The sequence below is a fragment of the Massilia sp. NBRC 108631 genome (genome assembly GCF_059704565.1).
Map to the genome: position 1 here is coordinate 29,835 of NZ_BAAKJE010000027.1, position 23,722 is coordinate 53,556.

Annotated in this window: 24 protein-coding genes; 15 read left to right on the plus strand and 9 right to left on the minus strand. The window is 66.2% G+C overall.

Annotation, left to right across the window (positions count from 1 at the left end; translation table 11 throughout):
• Positions 1-22 precede the first annotated feature (22 nt).
• Complete coding sequence (locus tag AC6H42_RS02540; protein ID WP_497547345.1) at positions 23-529, plus strand: winged helix-turn-helix transcriptional regulator; 507 nt, start codon at positions 23-25, stop codon at positions 527-529.
• The gene (locus AC6H42_RS02545; RefSeq protein ID WP_057152720.1) at positions 519-2,216 is read left to right on the plus strand and encodes a long-chain-fatty-acid--CoA ligase; all 1,698 of its coding nucleotides are present in this window, start codon (positions 519-521) and stop codon (positions 2,214-2,216) included. Before AC6H42_RS02540 ends, AC6H42_RS02545 begins: the two co-directional genes overlap by 11 nt.
• A 13-nt stretch (positions 2,217-2,229) precedes the next feature.
• On the opposite strand, the gene AC6H42_RS02550 is transcribed toward AC6H42_RS02545, so the two are convergent.
• A complete protein-coding gene (locus AC6H42_RS02550; protein WP_497547346.1) occupies positions 2,230-3,393 on the minus strand; it encodes an acyl-CoA dehydrogenase family protein in 1,164 nt (387 codons plus the stop codon).
• Between the two features lie 38 nt (positions 3,394-3,431).
• Positions 3,432-4,004: a glycine zipper 2TM domain-containing protein gene (locus AC6H42_RS02555; protein WP_497547347.1), complete on the minus strand. Its 573-nt coding sequence runs from the start codon at positions 4,002-4,004 to the stop codon at positions 3,432-3,434.
• A 214-nt stretch (positions 4,005-4,218) separates the two neighbouring features.
• On the opposite strand from AC6H42_RS02555, the gene AC6H42_RS02560 reads away from it, so the two are divergent.
• Together AC6H42_RS02560 and AC6H42_RS02565 are read left to right on the plus strand one after the other, a co-directional pair.
• The gene (locus AC6H42_RS02560; RefSeq protein WP_057152718.1) at positions 4,219-4,488 is read left to right on the plus strand and encodes a GlsB/YeaQ/YmgE family stress response membrane protein; all 270 of its coding nucleotides are present in this window, start codon (positions 4,219-4,221) and stop codon (positions 4,486-4,488) included.
• 145 nt (positions 4,489-4,633) lie between these two features.
• The gene (locus AC6H42_RS02565; RefSeq protein ID WP_057152717.1) at positions 4,634-6,790 is read left to right on the plus strand and encodes a S46 family peptidase; all 2,157 of its coding nucleotides are present in this window, start codon (positions 4,634-4,636) and stop codon (positions 6,788-6,790) included.
• A 91-nt stretch (positions 6,791-6,881) separates the two neighbouring features.
• On the opposite strand, the gene AC6H42_RS02570 is transcribed toward AC6H42_RS02565, so the two are convergent.
• Positions 6,882-7,199, minus strand: a complete 318-nt coding sequence (locus tag AC6H42_RS02570) for a DMT family transporter (protein ID WP_057152716.1) — start codon at positions 7,197-7,199, stop codon at positions 6,882-6,884.
• Position 7,200: 1 nt separating this feature from the next.
• Positions 7,201-7,815 carry a glutathione S-transferase family protein gene (locus AC6H42_RS02575; protein ID WP_497547348.1) on the minus strand — a complete coding sequence of 205 codons (615 nt, stop codon included), beginning with the start codon at positions 7,813-7,815 and terminating at the stop codon, positions 7,201-7,203.
• 89 nt (positions 7,816-7,904) lie between these two features.
• Here AC6H42_RS02575 and AC6H42_RS02580 point away from each other — a divergent pair, with 89 nt between their 5' ends.
• Positions 7,905-8,876, plus strand: coding sequence for a LysR family transcriptional regulator (locus AC6H42_RS02580; RefSeq protein ID WP_497547349.1), 972 nt, complete (start codon positions 7,905-7,907; stop codon positions 8,874-8,876).
• Positions 8,877-8,882: 6 nt separating this feature from the next.
• On the opposite strand, the gene AC6H42_RS02585 is transcribed toward AC6H42_RS02580, so the two are convergent.
• On the minus strand, positions 8,883-9,890 hold the full coding sequence (locus AC6H42_RS02585) for an alpha/beta hydrolase (RefSeq protein WP_497547350.1): 1,008 nt from the start codon (positions 9,888-9,890) through the stop codon (positions 8,883-8,885).
• A 189-nt stretch (positions 9,891-10,079) separates the two neighbouring features.
• Between AC6H42_RS02585 and AC6H42_RS02590 the strand changes: the two genes are divergently transcribed.
• From AC6H42_RS02590 to AC6H42_RS02615, 6 genes are all read left to right on the plus strand, one after another.
• Positions 10,080-10,643 carry an NADPH-dependent FMN reductase gene (locus AC6H42_RS02590; protein ID WP_497547351.1) on the plus strand — a complete coding sequence of 188 codons (564 nt, stop codon included), beginning with the start codon at positions 10,080-10,082 and terminating at the stop codon, positions 10,641-10,643.
• 104 nt (positions 10,644-10,747) lie between these two features.
• Positions 10,748-12,436, plus strand: coding sequence for a M14 family zinc carboxypeptidase (locus AC6H42_RS02595; protein ID WP_057152711.1), 1,689 nt, complete (start codon positions 10,748-10,750; stop codon positions 12,434-12,436).
• Positions 12,437-12,443: 7 nt separating this feature from the next.
• Positions 12,444-14,609: an FUSC family protein gene (locus AC6H42_RS02600; RefSeq protein WP_057152710.1), complete on the plus strand. Its 2,166-nt coding sequence runs from the start codon at positions 12,444-12,446 to the stop codon at positions 14,607-14,609.
• A gap of 14 nt (positions 14,610-14,623) precedes the next feature.
• Positions 14,624-15,565 (plus strand): EamA family transporter, encoded by a 942-nt coding sequence (locus tag AC6H42_RS02605; protein WP_057152709.1) that lies wholly within the window; start codon positions 14,624-14,626, stop codon positions 15,563-15,565.
• 83 nt (positions 15,566-15,648) lie between these two features.
• Entirely contained in the window at positions 15,649-16,155 is a 507-nt protein-coding gene (locus AC6H42_RS02610; protein WP_057152708.1) for a hypothetical protein, read from the plus strand.
• 192 nt (positions 16,156-16,347) lie between these two features.
• Complete coding sequence (locus AC6H42_RS02615) at positions 16,348-16,644, plus strand: addiction module antidote protein (RefSeq protein WP_057152707.1); 297 nt, start codon at positions 16,348-16,350, stop codon at positions 16,642-16,644.
• On the opposite strand, the gene lhpI is transcribed toward AC6H42_RS02615, so the two are convergent.
• On the minus strand, positions 16,625-17,593 hold the full coding sequence (gene lhpI, locus AC6H42_RS02620) for a bifunctional Delta(1)-pyrroline-2-carboxylate/Delta(1)-piperideine-2-carboxylate reductase (RefSeq protein ID WP_497547352.1): 969 nt from the start codon (positions 17,591-17,593) through the stop codon (positions 16,625-16,627). The two genes, AC6H42_RS02615 and lhpI, sit on opposite strands and share 20 nt — an antisense overlap.
• A gap of 93 nt (positions 17,594-17,686) precedes the next feature.
• On the opposite strand from lhpI, the gene AC6H42_RS02625 reads away from it, so the two are divergent.
• The gene (locus AC6H42_RS02625; RefSeq protein WP_497547353.1) at positions 17,687-18,016 is read left to right on the plus strand and encodes a YkgJ family cysteine cluster protein; all 330 of its coding nucleotides are present in this window, start codon (positions 17,687-17,689) and stop codon (positions 18,014-18,016) included.
• Between the two features lie 4 nt (positions 18,017-18,020).
• On the opposite strand, the gene AC6H42_RS02630 is transcribed toward AC6H42_RS02625, so the two are convergent.
• Positions 18,021-19,895 (minus strand): sensor domain-containing diguanylate cyclase, encoded by a 1,875-nt coding sequence (locus tag AC6H42_RS02630; RefSeq protein ID WP_497547354.1) that lies wholly within the window; start codon positions 19,893-19,895, stop codon positions 18,021-18,023.
• A gap of 182 nt (positions 19,896-20,077) precedes the next feature.
• Between AC6H42_RS02630 and AC6H42_RS02635 the strand changes: the two genes are divergently transcribed.
• Both AC6H42_RS02635 and AC6H42_RS02640 read left to right on the plus strand, forming a co-directional pair.
• A complete protein-coding gene (locus tag AC6H42_RS02635) occupies positions 20,078-20,308 on the plus strand; it encodes a hypothetical protein (RefSeq protein ID WP_157200779.1) in 231 nt (76 codons plus the stop codon).
• A gap of 2 nt (positions 20,309-20,310) precedes the next feature.
• Positions 20,311-20,433 (plus strand): hypothetical protein, encoded by a 123-nt coding sequence (locus AC6H42_RS02640; RefSeq protein WP_267877820.1) that lies wholly within the window; start codon positions 20,311-20,313, stop codon positions 20,431-20,433.
• Positions 20,434-20,504: 71 nt separating this feature from the next.
• Here AC6H42_RS02640 and AC6H42_RS02645 read toward each other — a convergent pair whose 3' ends face one another.
• Both AC6H42_RS02645 and AC6H42_RS02650 read right to left on the minus strand, forming a co-directional pair.
• The gene (locus tag AC6H42_RS02645; protein ID WP_157200778.1) at positions 20,505-21,977 is read right to left on the minus strand and encodes an APC family permease; all 1,473 of its coding nucleotides are present in this window, start codon (positions 21,975-21,977) and stop codon (positions 20,505-20,507) included.
• Positions 21,978-22,161: 184 nt separating this feature from the next.
• A complete protein-coding gene (locus AC6H42_RS02650; protein ID WP_057152702.1) occupies positions 22,162-23,274 on the minus strand; it encodes an NADH:flavin oxidoreductase/NADH oxidase in 1,113 nt (370 codons plus the stop codon).
• 148 nt (positions 23,275-23,422) lie between these two features.
• On the opposite strand from AC6H42_RS02650, the gene AC6H42_RS02655 reads away from it, so the two are divergent.
• Positions 23,423-23,722, plus strand: a complete 300-nt coding sequence (locus AC6H42_RS02655; protein ID WP_157200777.1) for a hypothetical protein — start codon at positions 23,423-23,425, stop codon at positions 23,720-23,722.

The following is a 23,722-nucleotide window of genomic DNA, read 5'->3' on the forward strand; positions in this document are numbered from 1 at the left end:
CTTCACCAAGCAGGCCGCATCGATGAGCAAAACCTCCTTCGCCGACAAGAACTGCCCCATCGCCCAGACGCTGGAGCAGGTGGGCGAATGGTGGACTTTCGTCATCCTGCGCAACGCCTTCTGCGGCATGCGCCGCTTCCAGGAATTCCAGCAGCACCTGGGCATCAGCACCAGCATTCTGACGCAGCGCCTGAACCGCCTGGTCGACAGCGGCATCCTGCTGCGCCAGCCGGCCCCGGACGACGGCCGCGTACTGCACTACCTGCTGACCGACAAGGGCCGCTCGCTCTACCCCATCCTGGCCGCCATGACGCTCTGGGGCGAACAATGGGCGCCCAACCCCAAGGGCGCGCGCCTGACCATGGTGGAACGCGCCACCGGGCTGCCGGTGGCCGGCGTGGGCATCCTGTCGGCCGACGGGCGCCAGCTGATGCCGGACCAGATCGACACGGTGGCCGGCCCCGGCGCCGACGACAGCACGCACGCATTGATGCGGATACGAGAGGAGACCATAAAAAATGCATCCTGAAGTTGACCAAGACCTGCGCTGGCTCAAGTCCTATCCGGAAGGCGTCCCGGCCACCATCGACCCGGAACAATACCGCTCGCTGCTGCAGTTGTTCGACGAGTCCTTCGCGCGCTTTGCCGCGCGCAATGCCTACGTCTGCATGGGCAGCGCGCTCACCTACGCGGAGCTGGACGGCCACTCGCGCAGCCTGGCGGCGTGGCTGCAGCAGCGCGGCCTGGGCCAGGGCGCGCGGGTGGCGGTGATGATGCCAAACCTGCTGCAGTATCCGATCGCGGTGGCCGCCATCCTGCGCGCCGGCTGCACCGTGGTCAACGTCAATCCGCTGTACACGCCGCGCGAACTGGCGCACCAGCTGAAGGACTCCGGCGCCGAAGCCATCATCATCCTGGAGAACTTCGCGGGAACGCTGGAACAGGTACTCGCGGACGGCGCGCCGGACATCAAGCACGTTGTGCTGGCCACCATGGGCGACATGCTCGGCACGCTCAAAGGCGCGCTGGTAAACCTGGTGCTGCGCCGGGTGAAAAAAATGGTGCCGGCCTACCGCCTGCCTGGCGCGGTTCCCTTTCGCCAGGCGCTGCAACAGGGCGCCGCGCTGCCGTTGCGGCCGGTGCAACCGCAACACGGCGACGTCGCCTTCCTGCAGTACACCGGCGGCACCACCGGCGTGTCCAAGGGCGCCACGCTGACGCACCGCAACGTCATCGCCAATATGCTGCAGAACGACGCCTGGGCCGGTCCGGCGCTGCGCCAGGCGCAGGCGGGCGGCGCACTGGTGACCGTGTGCGCACTGCCTCTGTACCACATCCTGGCGCTGAACGCCTGCATGTTGATGGGCGCGCGCTGGGGCGCCACCAACCTGCTGATCCCCAATCCGCGCGACATGGCCGGCTTCGTCAAGGAACTGTCGCGGTACCGCGTGAACTTCTTCCCCGGTGTGAACACGCTGTTCAACGGCCTGCTGAACCAGCCCGGCTTTTCCAAGCTGGACTTCTCCGGCCTGCGCATCACGCTGGGCGGCGGCATGGCGGTGCAGAAGGCGGTCAGCGACCGCTGGCGCGGCATCACCGGCGTGCCTATCCTGGAAGGCTACGGCCTGTCCGAAACGTCGCCCACCGCCACGCTGTGCCCGCCCGGCCAAGGCGAGTTCTCCGGCACCATCGGCCTGCCGGTGCCGTCCACCGAAGTGGCCATCCTGGACGACCACGGCCAGCCGCTGCCGCCAGGCCAAGCGGGGGAAATCGCAATACGCGGCCCGCAAGTGATGGCGGGCTATTGGAACCGGCCCGACGAGACCGCGCAAGCGATGACCGCCAGCGGCTATTTCAAATCGGGCGACGTCGGCGTCATGGACGAACGCGGCTACGTGAAAATCGTTGACCGCAAGAAGGACATGATCCTGGTGTCCGGCTTCAACGTCTACCCGAACGAAGTGGAAGGCGTGGTGGCGGCGCACCCGGACGTGCTGGAGTGCGCCTGCATCGGCGTGCCAGATTCCGGCTCGGGCGAAGCGGTCAAGCTGTTCGTGGTGCGCCGCAACGCCGCGCTCACCCAGGCGCAGCTGATGGACTACTGCAAGGCGCAGCTGACCGCCTACAAGAAGCCGAAATACATCGAGTTCCGCGACGCGCTGCCGAAGTCCAATGTCGGCAAGATCCTGCGCAGGGAACTGCGGGAAGCGGCCTAGCGCGGCAGCCGGCTCAGGGCAGCAGCAGCGAGTGCTGGCTGGCGGTGTGGAAGTCGCGCCAGACGCGGTTGATTTCGCTCTCTTCGTGGGCGGCGTACAGGCCGCAATAGGGATACAGTTCGTCCACCGCCTGGCGCGACACGGCCACCAGCGCCAGCGAAGCGGCTTGCAGTCCCGCCATGTCGGCCGCGCCCAGTTGCGCGCCCGCCGCCACCAGCGCCCAGGCGCGCTCCAGCACCCAATAGAAATGCTTGCGCGCGGCCGCGAAGGAATGCTGTTTCGCCTCCAGCAGCGCCGCCACGCCCGGCGCCTCCAGCAGCGGCAAGCCGGACATGGAATGCTTGCGGCGGCTCATCGCGGGCCGCGCCAGCTGCATGAAATGGGCGGCCATGCCGGCCATGTTGGCGGCCAGCGTGACGAAAGCCAGCGAGTAGAACGGGAAGCGGTACAACGGACCGTCCGCCGTGGCGCTGGCCGCGCCGATGGAAAAACCATGGTCGCGGTGCAGCCACTGTCCGTCGATGCGGTAGCTGTGCGAGGCGCTGGCGCGCATGCCGATGCTGCCCCACGACGGCACCATTTTCACCTGCCCGGCCGGCACAATGAAGGCGCGGATGCGCGGCGCGCCATGCTCGTCCAGCAGCGGCCGGCCGTGTTCGCGCAACACCGCGTTCAAGGTGAAATGGGTGGCCATGGGGGCGCCGCTGGCGTAGTCCCAGCGGCCGCTGATGCGGTAGCCGTCGCCCTCCAGGTCGGCATGGCCGGTGGGCGCGCCGCTGCCGCCCACGCACACGCGCCGCGTGCCGACGATGGCGCGCGCCGTGTCGGGCGGCAGGAAACCGGCGAACCAGCCGGCGCCGGCGCACAGGGTCAGCACCCAGCCCATGCTGCCGTCGATGGCGGCCACCGCTTCCTCGAGCCGCACCGCGTCCGGCAAGGCCAGTTCGGCGCCGCCGCAGGCGCGCGGCGCCAGCATTTTCAGCCAGCCGCGCCGGTGCAGCAAGGCTTGCTGGACGGGATGCAGCAAGCGTTCAGCGTCCGCCGCGGCGGCGTAGTGCGCAATGCGGCGCGCATCGCGCGCCGCCAGCGGCGCAGCGTAGCTGTCCGGCGCGGCCCCCGGCAGGGAGGCAGATGCGGCGGGGGACGGGGGGGAGGATGCGTCGGCGGAGTCGGTCATGCTGGGCTTGCTCAGTAGCTAAGCCCAGCATTCTCGCATTATTTCTGCTCAGGCGCCGAGCTGGCCTGGTTGCGCTTGGCGATCTCGTTGCCAAGGTAGCCGCCGCCGATGGCGCCGGCCACCGTGGCCAGCGTGCGGCCTTTGCCGCCGCCCACCTGGTTGCCCACCAGGCCGCCCACCACGGCGCCGATGCCGATGCCGAGCGCACTGTTCTGAGGCTCGGCGGCAGGCGCGGGCGCCGCAGCGGGCTGCTGCGCCACCTGCGGCGCCGGCTGCGGGGCAGGCTTCGCGTACTCATGGTGCACCACGGTCTTGTGATGCACGACCTGCTTGGGCGCCGCTGCCGGCGCGGGGGCCGGGGCTGGCGCCGCCGCGGCAGGCTGGACGGCCAGCGCATTGCCTGCAGGCAGCGTGCCCGGTGCGGTGGGGCTCAGCTCGGCCGGCGCGCTGCCCTGCAGCGCAGCCGTGGCGGGCACAGTCGCCACATCGCTTTTCGCGCCGGGCAGCAGGCCGGCGAAGGCAGCGGCGCCAACCAGGCTGGCGATGGTGACGGACGCGGCGGCGACAGCCATCAGCGGGTGGATGCGGTTGCTGGTCGAGGTATTTTCCATTTTTGTTCTCCGTAGGATAGACGCACAATGGCGCCGATACCGGTGATAACGCGCCAAAAACGGATCGGGCTGTTGGAAAAATGTTTCCAGAGTAATCAAATGTAAGCGGCCAGCGTACGCTGGCGCACGGACTGCCCCCCTCTTCCCGCCGAGAATAGTCCCAAGGGCCACCCGGCCGGGTTGGCCTGTCTGTCAACTGTGAAGGGGAATCGACATGAACTTTATCATCTGGATCGTAATTGGCGGCATCATCGGCTGGCTTGCCAGCATGGTCATGAAAACCGACGCGCAGCAAGGCATCCTGCTGAACATGGTGGTCGGTATCGTAGGGGCGCTGCTGGGCGGTTGGCTGCTCTCGCCGCTGTTCGGCGTTTCCACCATCAACGCGGACGATTTCAGCGCGCTGTCGCTGCTGGTTTCCTTCCTGGGTGCGGTTATCCTGCTGGGTATCGTCAACCTGATATTCCGGGGCCGCTTGCGCTAGCTAGCGCCCTGCCCCGCCGGTAAATCATTATCGAAAAGCCAACGCCCAGCGTTGGCTTTTTGTGCACAGCAACCAAGAATATCGTTGACGTAATTGAACGCCATAAGGATACTCGGCATTTTTCCGCCCTTGAGTGTCCTATTCAATGAACAAAACCCTGATCGCGCTCGCCATCCTGAGCACCGCAGCCCACGCCGATGAAGGCATGTGGATGCCGCAACAGCTGCCACAAGTAGCTAAGCAACTGAAAGCCGCCGGCCTGAAGCTGGACCCGTCCAAACTGACCCAGCTGACCGAGTTCCCGATGGGCGCCATCGTCAGCCTGGGCGGCTGCTCGGCCTCCTTTGTGTCGCCGCAAGGCCTGGTTGCCACCAACCACCACTGCGTGTACAACAGCGTGGCGCACAACTCCACGCCGCAGAACGACCTGCTGGCCAACGGTTTCCTGGCCAAGACCTTCGCCGACGAAGTGCCGGCCACGCCGGGCACGCGCATCTTCGTGACCACCGAGGTGCTGGACGTGACGTCCAAGATCATCACCCCGGAAGTGGCCAGGCTGAACGGCAAGAAGCGCAGCGACGCGATCGAAAAGAACCAGAAGGCCATGGTGGCCGAGTGCGAAAAGGATCCGGGCCACCGCTGCACCGTGTCGGCCTACTATGGCAGCCTGGAATACTACAAGATCAAGCAGCTGGAAATCCGCGACGTGCGCCTGGTGCACGCGCCGCCTGAAGGCGTGGGCAAGTTTGGCGGCGACACGGATAACTGGATGTGGCCGCGCCACACCGGCGACTACGGCTTCTACCGCGCCTATGTGAGCAAGGACGGCAAGGCCGCCGACTTCAGCAAGGACAACGTGCCTTACGTGCCGAAGCACGTGCTGAAGCTGGCCAAGGAAGGCGTGAAGGAAGGCGACTTCATCATGGTGGCCGGCTACCCCGGCCGCACCAACCGCCACCGCCTGCCGTCGGAAGTGGACTTCACCTTCGGCTGGAACTATCCGCAGTTCGTGAAGGCGTCGGGCGACAACCTGGCCATCATCGCCGCCGAGACCAAGGACAACAAGGATGCCGCGCTGAAGTACGCCGGCCAGGTTGCCAACGTCAACAACTACTACAAGAACCGCCAGGGCATGCTGGACTCCTACGCTGGCAGCGATTTCCTGGCCCGCAAGACGCGCGAGCATGAAGAGCTGAAAGCGTGGGTCAACAGCGACGCCAAGCGCAAGGCCGAATACGCGGCCGGCATCGCGCAGGTGGAAGAGCTGATCGCCAAGCGCGACGCCAACGTCAAGCGCGAGTTCGAACTGAGCTACTCGCAGCCGCGCCTGCTGAACACCGCGCGCACGCTGTACCGCCTGGCCAATGAATCGCAAAAGCCGGACGTGGAGCGCAAGGCCGGCTACCAGGAACGCGACCTGAAGCGCATTGAAGCTTCGGTGGCGGCACTGGTGCGCAACTACGACGAAAAGGTCGACAAGGCGCTGGTGCTGCACCACCTGGCCAAGTACGCCGCCATGCCGAAGGCAGAGCGCAACGCCAACTGGGACGCCGCCATCGGCATCGTCGACGGCATGGACGCGGCCGCGCTGAAAGGCGTGATCGACAAGCTGTACGCCGGCAGCAAGCTGGGCGACGCCGCCGAGCGCAAGGCATGGCTGGGCAAGAAGCCGGCCGACTTCCAGGCCGCCAACGACAGCTTCATCAAGGCCGCCGTCGCGATGTACGACGTGGCCATGAAGGAAGAAGCGGAAGAGGAAGAACTGGCGGGCAGCCTGCAGCAGGCCTACTCGAGCTACATGAAGGCCAAGATCGCCTACATGAAGACCAAGGGCCAGGCCGTCTACCCCGACGCCAACAGCACCCTGCGCGTGACCTTCGGCAAGATCGCCGGCCGCCCATGGGGCACCGCCGACGGCACCGCCTGGACCGCGTTCACCACCGTCAAGGGCGTGGCCGCCAAAGCCACCGGCACGGGCGAGTTCAACGCGCCGAAAGCGCAGCTGGACGCGATCAAGAACAAGGACTTCGGCAAGTACGTCGACCCTGTGCTGAAATCGGTACCGGTGAACTACCTGGCCACGCTGGACATCACCGGCGGCAACTCCGGTTCGGCCGCGCTGAACGCCAAGGGCGAGTTCATCGGCCTGGCCTTCGACGGCACGCTGGACTCCATCATCTCCGACTGGGACTTCAACAACGCCAACACGCGCGACATCCAGGTCGACCTGCGCTACATGCTGTGGAACATGAAGCACGTGGACAAGGCCGACAACCTGTTGAAAGAAATGGGCGCCGAGTAAACATCGGCGTCTAACCCCGGGCGGTAACTCCCCGCCCTTTTGAAAGCCACGCGCGCCCGACTGCCCGCGTGGCTTTTTTTCGCCTCTCCGATCAGGCCGGCGCCAGTTTCAGGCCGGCGATGCAGGCGATGATGGCGGCGATCAGCAGCAGGCGCAGGGGGCTGGCGCTTTCGCCGAAGGCGGCGATGCCGATCAGCGCGGCGCCGGCCGCGCCCAGGCCGGTAAACACGGCAAAGGCGGTGCCCACCGGCAGGTGCTTGAGCGAGATCGTCAGCAGCGCTATGGCGCCGTTGGCGAACACCAGGCCCGCCACGCTGGGCCAGAAACGGGTCCAGCCTTCGGCGTATTTGAGGGCCACCGCCATCGCGATGTCTACCAGTGCGGCGGCCAGCAATATCGTCCAGGCCATGTCATTCCCCTTGCGCCTGCGCCATGCCGCGCGCCGTGGCGGGGCGGCGCGCAATGCGCTCCAGCCACGCGGACACCGCAGGATACGCCGCCATGTCCAGCCCCAGTTCGTGGTGCGAGGCCAGCCACGGCCAGGTGGCAATGTCGGCAATGCTGTAGTCGCCGCCCGCCAGCCAGGCGCTGGCCGCCAGCCGCTGTTCATACACGCCATAAAGACGGCGCACTTCGCGGCCGTAGCGCTCCAGCGCCTGTTCGTTGCGCGGTTCGGTGCAAGCGCCATGGCGGAACCACCACAGCTGGCCCAGCATCGGCCCCACGCTGGCCACCTGCAGGAACAGCCATTGCAGCACCGTGCTGCGCGCCGCACCGTCTTTCGGCAGCAGGCGTCCGGCCTTATCGGCCAAGTGGATCAGGATGGCGCCGGATTCAAAGATGGCCTGGCCGTCGTCCACCAGCAGCGGGATCTTGTGGTTGGGGCTCATGGCCGCGAACTCCGGCTGGTGCTGCTGGCCGGCGTTCAGGTCCAGCAGGCGGACTTCATGCGCCAGTTCCAGCTCCTGCAGGGCGATGGTGATTTTCTGGCCGTTGGGGGTGTTGGCGGTATACAGCGTCATCATGGTGCGGCTCCTGGTGAAGTGATGGCGCCAGTATAGGTTCTGCAAAAACGCATTAAAATTGGCAAAAACTGCCAAATGGTTCTGCAAAAATGCACAACATGGATTGGGAAGACCTGCGCTACTTCATCACCCTGAGCGGCGCCATGGGCCGGGGCGGCGGCGTGTCCGCCGCAGCGCGCGAGCTGGGCGTGAACCACTCCACCGTGCTGCGCCGCCTGGGCAGCCTGGAACGCGCGCTCGGCGTGCGCCTGTTCGAGCGCTTCCAGTCCGGCTACACGATGACGCAGGCCGGCGAAACGCTGCAGGCGCGCCTGGCCGGCGTGGAGGAGCAGATCGCCGCGGCCCGCAGCGCCGTGGGCGGCCAGGACCAGCAGCTGGAAGGCGAAATCCGCATCACCACCACCGACACGCTGGCGCGCAGCCTGCTCATGCCCAGCCTGGCGCGCTTCCAGCAGCGCCATCCCGGGGTGCGCCTGCAACTGGTGCTGAACAACGCCTTCCTGAACCTGAACCGGCGCGAGGCCGACGTGGCGCTGCGGCCGTCCAACACGCCGCCGGACACGCTGGTCGGCCGACGCCTCGGCGCACTGTCGAGCGCCATTTACGCTTCGCACAGCTATCTGAAAGCGGCCGCCAAGCGGGGGCCTGGCGGCGCGGGTGGCGCCGCCAGCATCAGCGGCGGCGATGGCATCGGCATCAGCAGCGGCGCCACCGGCATCGGCCCGGCCGACTGGGCCGGGCACGACTGGATCGGCCTGGACGACACGCTGGCCCACCTTGAGCAGGCCCGCTGGCTGGCGCAGAATGTGCCGCCCGAGCGCATCCGCATGCGCGTGGACAGCCTGCTGGCCATGGTGGACGCCGCGCGCGACGGCATCGGCATGGCGCCGCTGCTGTGCCACCTGGCGGACCCGGAGCGCCGCCTGCGGCGCGTGGCAGAACCGGACCCGCGCTTTGACACCGGCCTGTGGCTGCTGACCCACCGCGACCTGAAGGACACCGCGCGCATCAAAGCGCTGACCCAGTTCCTCTACGAAGACCTGGGCGCAGCGCTGGGTTAGAACAACTTACTTCAGGCGCGCCTTCAGTTCCTGCGACGCCTGGCTCATCGCCGCGCGCACGCCGTCCACGCCGGTCAGTGGGTTCAGCAGGCCGAAGTCGTGGATCATGCCGTTGTAGCGCACCGTGGTGACGCTCACTCCGGCGGCGTCCAGCTTGCGGCCATAGGCTTCGCCTTCGTCGCGCAGCACATCGAATTCGGCGGTCTGGATCAGGGCTGGCGGCAGGCCTTGCAGTTGCGGCAGCGTGGCTTGCAGCGGCGACGCGTAGATTTCTTTGCGCTGGGCTGCGTCCTTGGTGTAGCTGTCCCAGAACCAGACCATCATGTTTTTGGTGAGGAAGTGGTTGTCGGCGAATTGCTGGTAGGAGGGCGTGTCGAAATTGGCGTCCGTCACTGGCCACAGCAGCACCTGCGAGCGCAGCTTCGGTTCACCCTTGTCCTTGGACATCAGCGCCACCACCGCCGCCATATTGCCGCCCACGCTGTTGCCCGCCACCGCAAGGCGGCTGCCGTCCACCTGGATCTCCTTGCCGTGCGCTGCCACCCACCTGGTGGCGGCGTAAGCCTGCTTGATGGCCACGCCGTAACCGGCTTCCGGCGAGCGGGTGTAGTCCACATAGACTGCCACCGCGCCGGAGCCCGAAACCAGGTCGCGGATCAGGCGTTCGTGGGTGGGGAAGTCGCCCAGCACCCAGCCGCCGCCGTGGAAGAACATGAAGGCGGGCAGCGTACCCTTGCTGCCGGCGGGACGCACGATCACCAGCTTGATCTCTTCCCCGTCCACGCTGATGGTCTTGCGCGACACGTCGGCTGCGGGCAGCTTGGCGCCCCTCTGCGCGCCTTCCAGCACGGCGCGGGCGGCGGCCGGGGTCATGGTCTCGAGCGGCTGGCCGCCCTCCAGCGCGGTCAGGAACTTGGCGGTCTTGGCTTCCACGCCCGGCAGGCCGCCGGCGAAGGCGCTCGATGCGATCAGGGTGGCCAGGGATGCTGCGATCAGGGTTTTGATGGTGCGCATGATGTTTCCTATCGTTGGTTATTTAATAGTGCGCTACTTATTTGAGGGAGGCCGGCAACGTTATTGCCGCTGCATGGGATGAATAATATATAGCGCGCGATTTAATAGCAAGCTATTTTTATCGTCCGCCCGGCGGGCGGCACTTGCGTTAAAGTCAGGTTTGCATATTCACCAATGAAAGGAAGTCCCATGACCACCAAGAAAATCGCCGTCCTGATCGGCAGCCTGCGCAAGGATTCCATCAACCGCAAGTTCGCCCACGAGCTGATCGCCCTGGCGCCGGCCTCGCTGGCGTTCGAGTTCGTCGACATCGGCGGCCTGGCCCTGTACAACCAGGACCTGGACGAGGTAGGCCAGGCGCCCGCCGCCTGGACCGCCTTCCGCGACACCATGGCCAGGGTGGACGGCGTGCTGATCGTCTCGCCCGAGTACAACCGCTCCATGCCGGCCTCGGTCAAGAACGCGCTGGACGTGGGCTCCCGCCCTGCCGGCAAGAGCATCTGGAGCGGCAAGGCCGGCGGCGTGGTCACGGTGTCGCCGGGCGGCGTGGGTGGCTTCGGCGCCAATCATGCCATCCGCCAGTCGCTGGTGGCGCTCAACGTGGCCACCATGCCCGCGCCGGAAGCCTATATCGGCGGCGCCGCCAAGATGCTGGGTGAGGACGGCAAAGTGAACAACGACCAGACCCGCGAAGTGCTGCGCAAGTTCATCACCGCCTACGCGGCCTGGGTGGACAAAAACGCGCCTGTGTAAGCGCGCGGCCGGGGCGGGGAAGACCGCCCCGGTGCTACAATTCGGCTCTGATCCAGCGCCTACCCGGCGCGCCTTCACCACCATACCTCTGAGATCCAGACGCCATGCACCCAGAAATGCTCACGCCCTACGAAAAGGGCAACCGTAACCAGACCACCCTTTGGACCGAATGCATCGCCTTCTACGAAGAGCTGGCGCGCCGCTTCCCGCAGGTGCTGCGCTTCGAGCAGATCGGCGTATCGGACGGCGGCATTCCGGTGCACCGCGGCGTGGTGAGCGCGGACGGCGTGTTCGGCCGCGAAGAGATCAAGGCCGCCGGCCGCACCGTCTTCTTCAACAACAACGGCATCCACCCGGGCGAGCCGGAAGGCGTGGACAGCTGCATGGCCATGGTGCGCGACTTTTGCCACGACCCGGCCAAGCTGGCCGCGCTGGGCGAAACCGTGTTCCTGTTCATCCCCGTATACAACGTGGACGGCTGCCTGAACCGCGCCAACACCTCGCGCGTGAACCAGGACGGCCCGGAGCAGTTCGGCTTCCGCGGCAACAGCCGCCACCTGGACCTGAACCGCGACTTCGTCAAGTGCGACACCCTGAACGCGAAGCTGTTCAACCAACTGATCGCCTCGTGGCAGCCGGACGTGATGGTGGATACCCACACCTCCAACGGCGCCGACTACCCGTATACCATGACGCTGATCCACACCCAGGCCGACAAGCTGGGTTACGGCCTCGGCCCCTTCCTGCGCAACACCATGCTGCCTGCGATCTACGCCGAGATGGAGCAGCGCGGCTGGCCGACCTGCCCGTACGTCAATCCGGTGCAGGACACGCCGGACGACGGCATCGCCGAATTCCTGGAAGTGCCGCGCTTCTCCACCGGCTTCGCGGCGCTGCACCACGTGATCGGCTTCATGCCCGAAACGCACATGCTCAAGCCCTTCGCGGACCGCTACGAATCCATGCGCGCGCTGGTGGAAACCACGCTGGCCTTCACCGTCAGGCACGGCGCCGAAATCAAGCGCCTGCGCGCCGAGGCCAGGGCCGAGGGCCGCAAGCAGGCCGCCTGGCCGGTGATGTGGCAGATGGACGAGAGCAATCCCGCCACCTTCCGCTTCAAGGGCTACGCCGCCAGGCGCCACGCCAGCGTGATCGGCAACTACACCCGCCTCTCCTATGACCGCAGCCAGCCTTGGGAAAAGGACATCGCCTACTACAACAGCTTCCCCGCCAGCGTCACCGTGCGCGCGCCGAAAGCGTATGTGGTGCCGCAGCAGTGGCGCGAAGCCATCGAGCGCCTGCAATGGAACGGCGTGCGGATGACGCGCGTTGAGAAAGCCGAAACGGTGCAGGCGCAGTACTACCACATCGCCTCCGTGCAATCGCGCCCCACCGCCTACGAGGGCCACATGTTCCACGACGGCGTGGAAGTGGAAGCGCGCACGGGCGCCTTCCAGCTCAACGTGGGCGACTACATCGTTTCGCTGGACCAGGACAACGCCCGCTATGCGGTGGAGACGCTGGAGCCGCAAGGCCACGACAGCTTCTTCCGCTGGGGCTTCTTCAACAGCGTGCTGGAAAAGAAGGAAGCCTTCTCCGACTACGTGTTCGAAGACCTGGCTTTGGACATGCTGGAAACCGAGCCTGAACTGAAAGCCAAATTCGAAGCGTGGAAGCTGGCCAACCCTGCCCTGCTGAGCAACCAGGACGCGGTGCTGCACTTCATCTTCCACAACGGCAAACGGCATGCCGAGCCGGAGTGGCGCCGCTACCCAGTGCTGTCGATCCTGTAAGAGATCGATGCACTACGCACTCAACCTGCGGACCTTCTTCTACAGCCACTACTTCCACCTGGGCCTGCGCTTCGCGGCAGGCCTGGTCGGCGTCACCATCATCGCGCTGCAGTTTACCGGCATGGCCGTCGCCATGACGGTGTGCATCGGCGCGCTGTGCACGGCGCTGATGGACATGCCCAGCCCCCTGAAGCACAAGCTCAACGAGATGCTGGCGTCGGTGCTGCTGTGCACGACCGTCACGCTGCTCATCAGCCTGTGCGGCCCCGTGCCCTGGCTGCTGATGACCATGCTGGTGCTGGTGAGCTTCTTCGCCAGCATGATGGTGGTGTACGGGAAGAAGTCCATGCCTTTGCAGCTAGCCACGCTGTTCATCATGACCATGTCGATGGAACATGTGATGACGGTGCGCGAGTCCTTTATCCACGCCGGCCTGTTCCTGCTGGGCAGCGTGGCCTATCTGGCCTATGCGATGGCGCTGGCATGGCTGCTGCGCCACCGCATCAAGCAGCAGGTGCTGGCCGAGGCGCTGTTCGAGCTGGCCGCCTACATCGACATCAAGGCCGACTTCTACGACACGCGCTACAACCTCACCGAGCAGTTTAACAAGCTGGTGCGGCATCAGGCGCTGCTGGCCGACCGCCAGCAGGCTTCTCGCGACCTGATCCTGCGCAGCCACCAGAACCGCAAGGACGCCATCGTGGTGCAGGTCCACGTCTGCATGCTGGACCTGTACGAGCAGATCCTGTCCACCCACACCGACTACGCGCTGCTGCGCACCCACCTGGCCGACGCGCCGGTGCTCAGGACACTGCACGACCTGGCCTACAAGGCCGCGCGCGATATCGAGTCGGTCGGCTACGCGGTGACGCGCAAGCGGCCCTCGCACGCGGCCATCAGCTACGCGCCCGAGATGGAGGCGCTGGAAGCGGCCATCGCGCAGCTGCAGGCGGACGCCGACGCGGGCAAGCCCGCAGGCGAGGCGCTGGCTGTGCTGCGCGCCCAGCGCAACAAGATCCGCGCCATCATCCGCATGATAGGCGAGCTGCACGTGGCCAGCCAGAAGGAGTACGAAGGCACACCGTTCTGGGTGGACGCCGACATGCAGCCCTTCCTGTCGCAGCAGAAGTACGAACTGCAGCTGATGCTGTCGCACTTCCGCATGGACTCGCCTATCTTCCGCTTCTCGCTGCGGGTGGCGATGGCGATTGCGGCCGGACTGGCGGTGGGCCACATGCTGCCGTACGCGGCGCACAGCTACTGGATCGTGCTCACCATCGTGATCATCCTGAAGCCCAGCTTCAGCATGACCAAGCAGCGCCGCAGCGACCGCATCGCCGGCACCATCATCGGCTGCGTGATCACGGCGCTGATACTGAAGTTCGTCGACTACACACCGGCCATCGTCGGCATCCTGATCCTGGCGACGGTGGCCACGCCCACCTTCATCTACCTGCGCTACCGCTACGCGGCGATTGCGGTATCCATCATGATCCTGCTGCAGATGCACCTGATCGCACCTGGGAACACCAGCCTGATCACCGAGCGCCTGGTGGACACCTTCATCGGCGCGGCGGTGGCCACCGTATTCAGCTTCGTGCTGGCCAACTGGGAATACCAGACCTTGCCGCGCCTGATACGGCAGGTGCTGGACGTGAACCTGCGCTATATGCAGGCTTCGTTCGAACTGCTGCAGGGAAAAAGCCGCAACGACTTCCCCTACCGCATAGAGCGCAAGCGGCTGATGGACAGCCTGGCGGGCCTGAGCGCGGCGCTGGTGCGCATGCTCGACGAGCCGGCCAGCAAGCAGCGCGCGGCCGAGGACATCAACCTGTTCATCGTGCAGAACTACCTGCTGGTGGCGCACGTGGCGGCGCTGCGCGCCATCCTGCGGCGGCACGTGAAGGATATTCCGGCGGACGCGGTCAACGCCATGCTGGCGCACAGCCACGCCCAGGTGTACCTGACCCTGTCGCGCGCGCTGGCGCAGCACGGCCAGCCGATTGCGCCGCTGCCGGCGCAGCCGGTTCCGACCGAGCCCCCCCACGCGGAAGCGGCGGTGGCCTGGCCGGGCTGGCCGGTGGTTCAGAGGCGCATCCGGCTGCTTCAGGCGGATGCGGATAAAATCGTGGTTCACAGCGAGGCGATCGTCCACAACGTCTCCCCCAACTAGCCACAGGAGACAGCATGACCGACCACGCCCCCTTGAGCGGACGCGACCTGATAGCGGCGCTGTGCGTGGTCCTCATCTGGGGCACCAACTTCGTGGCCATGAAGTTCGGCCTGCGCGACTTCACGCCATTCCAGCTCGGCGCCGGGCGCTTCCTGTTCGCCATCCTGCCGCTGGTGTTCTTCATCCGCCCGCCCAAGCTGTCGTGGCGCATCGTGCTGCTGTACGGGCTGTGCCAGGGCGTGGGGCAGTTCGGATTGCTGTTTCTCTCGCTGCGGGCCGGCATGAGCGCCGCGCTGGCCTCAGTGATCCTGCAGACGCAGGTCTTCTTCACCGCCATCTTCAGCTACGCCCTGCTGAGCGAGCGCCCCAGCCGCGCGCTGCTGGCCGGCCTGGCGCTGGCCGCCTGCGGGCTGGGATGCTTCGGCCTGAACTACGTGGGCGGGGCCAATGCGGCCGCAGGCGCAGCGGCGGGCGGGACCACCCTGGCCGGCTTCCTCCTGTGCCTATGCGCGGCCGCGATGTGGGCGGCGTCCAATATTGTGGTGCGGCGCGCGCAGCGCAGCACACCGCAGTTCGACGTGCTGGCCTTCATGGTATGGAGCAGCCTGGCGCCCATCCTGCCCTTCATCGGCCTGTCGCTGCTGTTCGACGACCCGGCCACGCGCTGGCGCTGGACCGGCGCGCCGCCCAGCACCTGGGCCTCGCTGGCCTACCTGGGCTGGATGGCCACCATCCTCGGCTACGCCATGTGGACCGGCCTGCTCAAGCGCCACCCCGTGAACCGGGTGGCGCCGTTCAGCCTGGGCGTGCCCGTGGTGGGCATCGCGGCCGGCATGCTGGTGCTGGGCGACACCATCAACGCCCTGCAGTGGGCGGGCATCGCCCTGATCGTCGCCGCCCTCGCCTGCGTGCTGTGGGGCGGCCGTTTCCTGGACCGCGCGCGCCCACGGCCATAGGCGGCATATGATGTGTAGCGCACATAAGGCGCGGCCAGTCAGCTCTACAATACAAGCACCCCCAACCAACCGGAAGCACCACGATGAAACAGCTGATGCTCGTTTGCAGCGGCCTGCATGCCCTGATCGCGCTGCTGTTCGGCGGCGGCGCGCTGCTGCTGGTCGCCATTGCCGCGCGCATGGGCTGGTATGCGGCCGGCGGTGAACTCGGCCTGGCTGCGGCGCAGGAAGTGATCGAAGCGATCGGCATCCTGGCGGCCGCCGTGGTGGCGCTGCAAATCGCCGAAACCATCATCGAGGAAGAAGTGGTGCGCGACGCCGACATCAGCGCGCCTACGCGGGTGCGGCGCTTCCTGTCGCGCTTTTTCGTGGTGGTGGTGGTGGCGCTGGCCATCGAAGGCCTGGTTGCCACCTTCCGCGCCGTCCACGAGGACGCCGAAGACTTGGTTTACGTCGCAGCGCTGGTCGCCAGCGTCGGCGTGCTGCTGGCCTCCTGGGGCATCTTCGTCCACCTCAACCGCTCGGCGGAAGAACTCGAACCCGCCGCCATGGAACAAGCCCAGGCCGAAGACCACAAGGTGCAGCCTTAGATTCAACTATGCATATCCGATGCTCCCGAAAAGCAAAATTCCCGTCCCTCAAATTGAATCTCGGGACAAACCGCACACAGGCCAGTAACACTGCCACGGATCGCCAACTGTGGCGACACCAATACCGCGTTCCCTTGACTATCGTTTGATAGGACGATTTGCATCGCTGTAGCCCATGGACTACAGTTATTTATGCTTCAGATTCTGCAAAGCGAAAGGTTCAAACGCTGGCAAACGGCACTCAAGAATCGTCAGGCAGTCTTGCGCATCAACGCGAGACTGGAGCGTTTGCGGGCGGGAAATTTTGGCGACACAAATATCTGCGCGATGGCATCAGCGAGCTCAGAATTGACGCAGCTGGCCAAGGATACCGGGCTTGCCCGCGAAAGCCTCTACAAGGCATTGTCGGCAGAGGGCAACCCTGAATTCGCGACCATCATGAAGGTCGCGAAGGCACTTGGCTTATCGTTCAGCCCTGGTCGTGCCTAGTGCTTAGCGCCACGCGGGCGGCGGCGAGGTCCCAGGCGGCGCAGCCGACGGTTTTGAAGAGCACGGGCTCGGCGTCGGCCATCGGGGCGGCGCCCAGGGCTTGGGCGATGCCTTGCACTTGCGACCAGTCGGTGCCGGCTTGCAGCAGGTCGCCGGCTTCGTGGCGGGCGCCTTCGGGGTCGTCGACGTAGATGCGGCTGCCTGACACCGTGGCGGGGGCGATTTCGGCGGCGTCGGGTTTGAAGGCGCCGACGGCGATGATGAGGCGCCCGGCGCGCGCGGGGTGCAGGTAGACCGGCTGCTTGCTGGTGGTGCCGGTGATGACGACGTCGATGTCGTCGGCCATGGCGGCGATGTCGGCGGCTGCGGGCGGGCGCGCGAAGGCGCCCGGTTCATGCGAGTCTGCACCATGGGCGCCAGCATGCGCCGCGTGCAGGTGCTCGGAGATGAAACGTTCGGCGGAGGCGCCGGTGCGGCCGCCGATGCTGACGGCGGCGTGCGGGTAGATGACGGCCAGCGCCTTCGCATGGTTCAGCGTCTGGGTGCCGGTGCCGACCAGCAGCACATGGCGCGGCGCGCGGCCCAGCAGCGTGGCGATGCCGAGCATGGACAGCGCGGCGGTGCGGCGGCCCGTGACGGTGGCGCCGTCCAGCGTGAGGACGACGGCGCCGGTAGTCGCGTCCAGCACGCTGACCTGGCCCGCGATGGTGGGCAGGCCGCGCACGCTGTTGTCCGGCACCACGGTAATCAGCTTGTGGACCGCGATGTCGGGCGCGGTGGCGACCATGGACAGGATCACGCCGCCGCCGGCCAGCGGCACCACTTGCCGCGCCGGGCAGGCGATGACGCCTTGCGCGGCCTGCCATACGGCCAGGCGCAGCGCATCCAGCAGCGCGGGAAAAGGAATCAGGGCGGCGGTGTCGGCCGCGTTCAATGCTGCTGAGGACATGGATGTCTCCGTTTCCGGTAGCCGCGCGCACGCTTGATTGCGTGCGGTGTCCTGACTATCATAGCAGTCAACATTGTTTCATTGTTATGGAAGATGTCCGCACACTGTCAGAGCTGTGGCGCCTGCTGCGCCAAATTCCGCGTGTCATTCTATTGGGGCGAAACCGATGCGCATCCGGGCGGCACCGTGCCGCAGCGCATGGTGGTGCCGATCTCGCCGCACCTGGTGGCGATGCGCGGCACCGAGCACCGGCCGTCGCGCTGTTCGGCGCTGGACGGCGAAGTCGGCCGGCAGGTCGGCTGTTCCATCTATCCGCAGCGTTCCAGCACCTGCCGCGAATTCGAGGCGGGCACGCCAGCCTGCAACGCAGCGCGCGCCCATTATGGTCTGACCGAGATCGAAACCGACGCCGAAGCCGTTTAGGAGCTTATGCGTGGCAGACGCGGTTGCGCCCCGCTTCCTTGGCCTGGTAGAGCAGCGCGTCGGCCTTTTGCAGCATGGCTTCGGCAGTGCCCACGGCGTAGTCGGCAAACACGCCCATGCTCATGGTGACCTTCAAGCCGGGCTCCACCTCGTGCCACGGGTGCTGCTCGATGATCTGGCGCAGCTTATCGCACAGGGCAGCCGCTTGCGGCAGGTCGGTTTCCGGTAGTGCCAGCACGAATTCCTCGCCGCCGTAACGCGCTACCAGGTCGCTCAGCCGCACGTGCTGGCGCAGGATGGCGCCCACCTGGCGCAGCACCGCGTCGCCGGTCGCGTGCGAGTAGTTGTCGTTGATCTTCTTGAAGAAGTCGATGTCGCCGATGACCAGGCTGAGTGGGCGCTTGTGGCGCACCGCCTGGTTGTACAAGGTGCTGGCCTGTTCGTCGAAATGGCGGCGGTTGTACAGGTTGGTGAGCGCGTCGCGGATGCTGAGCTCACGCAGCTGGTCGGCCTGCTGCAAGATGGTCTGGTGCGACGCTTGCAGTTCTTCGTGGCTGCGCGCCAGCTGTTCGCTCATTTCGTTGAAGGCGCTGGCCAGGGTGGCCACTTCGTCCTTGCCTTGCACCGGCACTTGCTGGCGCAGCGAGCCGCCGTGCATGGCGCGCACGGCGCTGGTGAGGTGGCTCAGGCGGCTGCTCAGGCCCCGGCTGAGCGCCAGGCCGAGGCCCAGCGCCAGCAGCGCAGCACCGGCGGCGCCGGCGGCCAGGGAGGAACGCATGGCGGCAAGGAATTCGAGTTCCTGCCGGCTGGGCGTGATCACGCCTTCAGGAGAGACGTAAGCGGCCACCTTGCCATTCACTTCGATCGGGCGCGCCTTGGCGCGGGCATCGGCCGGCAACTGGCTGTCGCGGCTGTACTGGCCGGCGCCGAGCAGGACTTTGTAGTCCGGGTCGGTCAGCACGAAGCGGTATGGTGGCGCCTGGCGCTGGCGGCCGCGCTCTGGACGGTCGTCGGACGGAGCCTGGCGCTGGCCGGCGAACGGCTCGGTCGCGCCGGTTGCCTGCGGCTGCTGCAGGTAAGCGGCGCGCCAGATACGGGGCGCCGCCTGCGGCGTGCCGCGCTCGTCGGCCTGCACGCTGCGGTCCTCCTTAGCCGGAGCGGCGGCCGGAGGCGCGCGGCGGTCTTCGAACTCGGGGCGGCGGCCATCGGGCGGGCCACGGCGCTCGTCGAACTCGGGGCGGCGGCCGTCGGGCGGGCCACGGCGCTCGTCGAATTCGGGGCGGCGGCCGTCGGACGGGCCACGGCGCTCGTCGAATTCGGGGCGGCGGCCATCGGGCGGGCCACGGCGCTCGTCGAGTTCGGGGCGGCGGCCATCGGGTGGGCCACGGCGCTCGTCGAGTTCGGGGCGGCGGCCATCGGGTGGGCCACGACGCTCGTCGAACTCGGGGCGGCGCGCGTCGGGCGGGCCACGGCGCTCGTCGAGTTCGGGGCGGCGGCCATCGGGTGGGCCACGGCGCGCGTCGGGCTGAGGGGCGCCTTCGGGGCGTGGCGGCCGCGCCTCGTCCTGGCGCGACTGGCGGTCGATATTGGGCGGCATGCGTTCAAGCAGGTCGCTCGGACGCTCGCTGTCCGGCGCCACCTGGCCGCGCTCGGTGCGCTGGACGAAGCGGTCAAAGGACTCGGTGGCAATCGCCGTCTTCCAATCGCCATACTCGGTCAAATAAGCCGTCATGAATTTATGGAAGTGCTCGGCGGCCTGCTTGCTCCGTATGGTGTCGAACTTGGTGTTGACACTGGAATAAGTCAGGCCGCCCACCACCGCCACCGACGCCAGTCCGGTCAGCAGCAAGGCGAGCATGAGTTTGATACGCAAAGACATCCCGAATCCCCTGTTTTTAATTGCTTTTAGGCCATCAATGATACAGCAGAGCTACCTCTGCGTGCCTGCAGCTTCGGCAGAGTTATTTGAATTTTTTATAGGCCACATCACAAATGAAAAGTTTATTTATGGATGTGGAGCATCTATACTGCACTGCAACATCACACGCATTGGAGCACATCATGACCACCGCAAGCAACCTGACGTTCAACAGCTACAACGAAACCAGCTATTTCGCCAACGTTGGCCGGGCAGCACGCGGTCTGATGGCTGCCCTGCTGGCCCACAAGCCTGCCGCCGCACCGGTGCAGCGCAGCAAACCACAGGCTACGCTGTTCGAACTGGCCAGCCGTCCAGACGCGAACATGCCTAACCTGATGACCGAACTGCACTTCATGGCATCGCGGGGTTAATCATGGAACTGATCGCCCTGTTCACCACTGTCATCGCCGCCGCCGCAGTCGCCGCCCGCATCTGCCTGCAACCCGTCCTGGACCGTTCGCTGGAAGAGCTGGAAACCCTGGCCAAGGCGCACTAAGGCAGGCAATACCAAAAAAAAACCCGGCCGAGGCCGGGTTTTTGTCATTCTGGGCACTTGCCCGCCGACGGTCAGGCCTTCTTCAAGCGCGAGTTGTGCATGCTGTAGCCGAAGTAAGTCACCACCGCCACCAGCATCCAGATGGTGAAAATCACCTTGGTGGCGTGCGACAGGTTGACCATCAGGTAAGCGCAGGCGCCGATGCTGAGGGCCGGCACAAAGTAAGGTCCGAACGGCACGCGGAAGCCGCCCTTGGTCGGAATGCCCGCCTCGCGGTCCTTGCGGCGCAGGACCGGCACCGCCACGGACACGATGATGAAGGCGGTCAGCGTGCCCATCGAAACCATGTCCCACAGGAAGGTGGAATCGACCAGGCCGGCCACCACGCCCACCACCAGGCACACGATCAGCGTGTTGCTGACCGGGGAATGGGTTTTCGCGTTCACCTTCTGGAAAGTCTTCGGCACCAGGCCGTCCTTCGAGATGGCGTACAGGATGCGGGTCTGGCCGTAGATGGTCACCAGCGTCACCGAGAACACCGAGATCACGGCGCCCGCCGACAGCACCAGCGCGGGCCAGGCCTTGCCGGTGACGTTCTGCAGGATCACCGCCAGGCCGGCGGCCTGGCCTTCGAACTTGTGCGCCGGCTGGGCGCCCATGGCCGCCACGGCGACCAGCAGGTAGAACACGGTGACAATGACCAGCGCACTCAGGATGCCGATGGGCACGTTGCGCTTGGGGTTGCGCACTTCCTCGCCGGCGGTGGCGATGGTGTCCAGGCCGATGAACGAGAAGAACACCGTCCCCGCCGCCGCCGCGATGCCGGTGGCGCCCGGCAGCCACTCGCCGCTCACCGGTTTCAGGAAGGGTGTGAAGTTGTTGGAATCGAAGCCGCTCAGCGCGACGGCGGCGAAGAAGACCAGGATGGCCAGCTTGACCAGCACCATGATGGCGTTGGTGGTGGCCGATTCCTTGGTGCCGCGCACCAGCAGCACGCAGCACATGGCCACCAGTATCATCGGGGGCAGGTTGAAATGGCCGACGTTCCATGCCCAGCCGGTGGGCGTGGCCAGGATCAGCGGTGTGCGCAGCGTCTCCGGGATCTGCCAGCCGATGGCGTTGACCAGGAAGTTGTTCAGGTAGTCCGACCAGCCGATCGCCGTGGCGCTGGCCGCCAGCCCGTATTCAAGCAGCAGGCAGAAAGCGACGATGAAGGCCAGGAACTCGCCCACCGTGCTGTAGGCGAAGGAATAGGCGGAACCGGAAGCGGGAATGCGGAACGACAGCTCGGCGTAGCACAGCGCGGTCAGGCCGGCAGTGATGGCCGCCAGCAGGAAGGACAGGATCACCGAGGGGCCGGCCTTGGGCACCGCTTCCACCATGGTGAAGAAAATGCCGGTACCGATGGTGGCGCCGACGCCTATCATGGTCAGCGAAAACAGGCCCATGGAACGGGCCAGGCCTCCGGTATGGGTGTCGCCCTGTTCGGCGTGCAAACCGACCGGCTTGGTACGGGTCAATTTCTGGGCCAGCGTTTGAGTCACAGGCATTCCTTGTATGGTGTGTAGCCGCCGCGCCGGTTGTGCCGCCGCGCTCTGCTGATGGGTACGGTCAAAAACAAGCGATTATAGGGCCTTACGCCGCGCTCGCCATGAGGATTTTTGTACAAGAATGACAACTGTGTTGTTGCGTTAAGACGCAGGCCGGCCGCCTCCGTGCCCCCGGCCCTCAGCGCTGGCCCAGGCGCGTGCTGCCGAACAAATCCTTCAGTTCGCGCGGCTGTGAACGCCAGTACTGCGGCGGCGCCTGCACCTGCGCGCCCAGTTTGGCCGCCGCGTGCCAGGGCCAGCGCGGGTCGTACAGCATGGCGCGCGCCAGCGCCACCACGTCCGCGTCCTCCTGCGCCACGATGGATTCGGCGTGCTCCGGTTCCGTCACCAGGCCGACGCCGATGGTCGGCAAGCCGGTGGCGTGCTTGATGCGGCGGGCGAAATGGATCTGGTAGCCCGGCCCCAGCGGAATCTGCTGCAAGGGCGAGATGCCGCCGCTGGACACGTGGACGAAGTGCGCGCCGGCCTGCTGCAGTTCGCGCGCGAGCACCACGCTCTGCTCGATGTCCCAGCCGCCCTGCACCCAGTCCGACGCCGAGATGCGCATGCCCACGCACACCGACTCCGGCACCGCCGTCCGCACCGCGCGCAGCACCTCCAGCGGAAAGCGCATGCGGTTCTCCAGCGTGCCGCCGTAGCGGTCCGTGCGCTGATTGGACAGCGGCGACAGGAACTGGTGCAGCAGGTAGCCGTGCGCGCCGTGCAGCTCGATACCTTCGATGCCCAGCGCATGCACGCGGCGCGCCGCGGCCACGAAGTCATCCTTCACGCGCTGCAGTCCCGCCTCGTCCAGCGCCAGCGGGGCGTGCTCGCCCGTTGCATGCGGCACGGCGGACGGCGCCACGGTCTGCCAGCCGCCGTGCGCGGGCGGCACGCTGGCGCCGCCCTCCCAAGGGCGCTGGCTGGAAGCCTTGCGGCCGGCGTGCCCCAGCTGCACCGCCAGCGGCATGGCCGAATGCTTGCGGATGGCCTGCACCACCGGGGCCAGCGCGGCCTGGTGCGCGTCGGACCACAAGCCCAGGTCCCAGGCCGAAATCCTGCCCTCGGGCGACACGGCGGTGGCCTCGGTCATCAGCAGGCCGGCGCCGGACAGCGCCAGCTGGCCGAGGTGGATCATATGCCATTCGGTGGCCAGGCCGTCCTCGGCGGAATACTGGCACATGGGCGCGATGGCGATGCGGTTCGCCAGCGTCAGCGGGCCAAGTGCGTAAGGGGTGAACAGCTGGCTCATGAAGCGCTCCAGAAGGGAAAAAATGCCAGTGTACCGCCACTTCAAGTGGCCAGTTACAGTTGCTTACTTTTGATACAGGGCCATGTATAGCTTGCGGCGTGCCGGATCGTTAATCTTGAGTCTCGGCAAAATAACAAAGGAGATCATCATGGCGATCATCAAAAAAATCCCCACTGTCAGCAACCGCTTCTCAGCGCTGAGCGCAGTTGCGGCGATCTCCGTCATTATCCTGTGCATGGCCGGCACCGCCGCCATCGCCGGCTGGCTGCCTGCCCACCCGCGCGCGGCAGGACAGGACACACCGGATAATGACTTGCCGCCGGTTTCTTCCGCTCCCCAAGCGTCGCCGATTGCGGCTCCGGTTGCAGCACCCGTTGCTGCCCCTGCGCCCGACCGTTCCATGCAGCCGCGCGTGCGCCGCGCCGCGCATGTGACCTCTACAACCTGA

Coding starts and splice junctions, on each gene's coding strand:
- AC6H42_RS02540 (WP_497547345.1), top strand. CDS start 23: ATGAGCAAAACCTCCTTCGCCGACAAGAACTGCCCCATCGCCCAGACG.
- AC6H42_RS02545 (WP_057152720.1), top strand. CDS start 519: ATGCATCCTGAAGTTGACCAAGACCTGCGCTGGCTCAAGTCCTATCCG.
- AC6H42_RS02550 (WP_497547346.1), bottom strand. CDS start 3,393: ATGACCGACTCCGCCGACGCATCCTCCCCCCCGTCCCCCGCCGCATCT.
- AC6H42_RS02555 (WP_497547347.1), bottom strand. CDS start 4,004: ATGGAAAATACCTCGACCAGCAACCGCATCCACCCGCTGATGGCTGTC.
- AC6H42_RS02560 (WP_057152718.1), top strand. CDS start 4,219: ATGAACTTTATCATCTGGATCGTAATTGGCGGCATCATCGGCTGGCTT.
- AC6H42_RS02565 (WP_057152717.1), top strand. CDS start 4,634: ATGAACAAAACCCTGATCGCGCTCGCCATCCTGAGCACCGCAGCCCAC.
- AC6H42_RS02570 (WP_057152716.1), bottom strand. CDS start 7,199: ATGGCCTGGACGATATTGCTGGCCGCCGCACTGGTAGACATCGCGATG.
- AC6H42_RS02575 (WP_497547348.1), bottom strand. CDS start 7,815: ATGATGACGCTGTATACCGCCAACACCCCCAACGGCCAGAAAATCACC.
- AC6H42_RS02580 (WP_497547349.1), top strand. CDS start 7,905: ATGCACAACATGGATTGGGAAGACCTGCGCTACTTCATCACCCTGAGC.
- AC6H42_RS02585 (WP_497547350.1), bottom strand. CDS start 9,890: ATGCGCACCATCAAAACCCTGATCGCAGCATCCCTGGCCACCCTGATC.
- AC6H42_RS02590 (WP_497547351.1), top strand. CDS start 10,080: ATGACCACCAAGAAAATCGCCGTCCTGATCGGCAGCCTGCGCAAGGAT.
- AC6H42_RS02595 (WP_057152711.1), top strand. CDS start 10,748: ATGCACCCAGAAATGCTCACGCCCTACGAAAAGGGCAACCGTAACCAG.
- AC6H42_RS02600 (WP_057152710.1), top strand. CDS start 12,444: ATGCACTACGCACTCAACCTGCGGACCTTCTTCTACAGCCACTACTTC.
- AC6H42_RS02605 (WP_057152709.1), top strand. CDS start 14,624: ATGACCGACCACGCCCCCTTGAGCGGACGCGACCTGATAGCGGCGCTG.
- AC6H42_RS02610 (WP_057152708.1), top strand. CDS start 15,649: ATGAAACAGCTGATGCTCGTTTGCAGCGGCCTGCATGCCCTGATCGCG.
- AC6H42_RS02615 (WP_057152707.1), top strand. CDS start 16,348: ATGCTTCAGATTCTGCAAAGCGAAAGGTTCAAACGCTGGCAAACGGCA.
- lhpI (WP_497547352.1), bottom strand. CDS start 17,593: ATGTCCTCAGCAGCATTGAACGCGGCCGACACCGCCGCCCTGATTCCT.
- AC6H42_RS02625 (WP_497547353.1), top strand. CDS start 17,687: ATGTCCGCACACTGTCAGAGCTGTGGCGCCTGCTGCGCCAAATTCCGC.
- AC6H42_RS02630 (WP_497547354.1), bottom strand. CDS start 19,895: ATGTCTTTGCGTATCAAACTCATGCTCGCCTTGCTGCTGACCGGACTG.
- AC6H42_RS02635 (WP_157200779.1), top strand. CDS start 20,078: ATGACCACCGCAAGCAACCTGACGTTCAACAGCTACAACGAAACCAGC.
- AC6H42_RS02640 (WP_267877820.1), top strand. CDS start 20,311: ATGGAACTGATCGCCCTGTTCACCACTGTCATCGCCGCCGCCGCAGTC.
- AC6H42_RS02650 (WP_057152702.1), bottom strand. CDS start 23,274: ATGAGCCAGCTGTTCACCCCTTACGCACTTGGCCCGCTGACGCTGGCG.
- AC6H42_RS02655 (WP_157200777.1), top strand. CDS start 23,423: ATGGCGATCATCAAAAAAATCCCCACTGTCAGCAACCGCTTCTCAGCG.